Origin of the sequence: Clostridium chromiireducens, from assembly GCF_002029255.1 — a bacterium.
In the GTDB taxonomy this organism is placed as follows: domain Bacteria; phylum Bacillota; class Clostridia; order Clostridiales; family Clostridiaceae; genus Clostridium; species Clostridium chromiireducens.
In genome coordinates this window covers 1-680 of sequence record NZ_MZGT01000180.1, presented here as the reverse complement: position 1 = coordinate 680, position 680 = coordinate 1, and the positions used below count along the sequence as shown (strand labels likewise).

At 43.4% G+C, this 680-nt stretch carries 2 tRNA genes and 1 rRNA gene; all 3 read right to left on the bottom strand.

Annotated features, from left to right (window positions below):
• Positions 1–163: 163 nt before the first annotated feature.
• Positions 164–240, bottom strand: a tRNA-Ile gene (locus CLCHR_RS24260).
• Positions 241–243: 3 nt separating this feature from the next.
• Positions 244–319: transfer RNA gene (locus tag CLCHR_RS24255), tRNA-Ala, on the bottom strand.
• Between the two features lie 140 nt (positions 320–459).
• Positions 460–680: ribosomal RNA gene (locus CLCHR_RS24250) — 16S ribosomal RNA — on the bottom strand; the annotation flags it as partial.

Genomic DNA, 680 nt, shown 5'->3' with positions numbered 1-680 from the left:
TTCATCGGCTCCTGATGCCAAGGCATTCACCATGCGCCCTTTGTAGCTTGACCTTCTAAAGTTTTGTTATTACAAAACTAGTTATTTAATCATTACAAAGAATATTATTCTTGGCTTTGTTGTATTTATATACATCAATTTATATGCAATTTTCAAAGAACATTGGTGGGCTTAAATGGACTCGAACCATCGACCTCACGCTTATCAGGCGTGCGCTCTAACCAGCTGAGCTATAAGCCCTTATGGTGGAGATAAAGAGATTCGAACTCTTGACCCCCTGCGTGCAAGGCAGGTGCTCTCCCAACTGAGCTATACCCCCATAAGTTTTGAAGGAAAAATCCCTCAAAATTGAACAGAATAAATACTTAAGCAACCTTTGAGCAAGTATTTTATATTTTAATACATACAATGATGTATTTGTACTAGTCAGACATCATGCTGATCTAGATTTCTCCATAGAAAGGAGGTGATCCAGCCGCAGGTTCTCCTACGGCTACCTTGTTACGACTTCACCCCAATCGCTGACCCTACCTTAGGTCGCTGCCTCCTTACGGTTAGCTCACGAACTTTGGGTATTGCCAACTCTCATGGTGTGACGGGCGGTGTGTACAAGGCCCGGGAACGTATTCACCGCGACATTCTGATTCGCGATTACTAGCAACTCCAGCTTCATGTAGGCG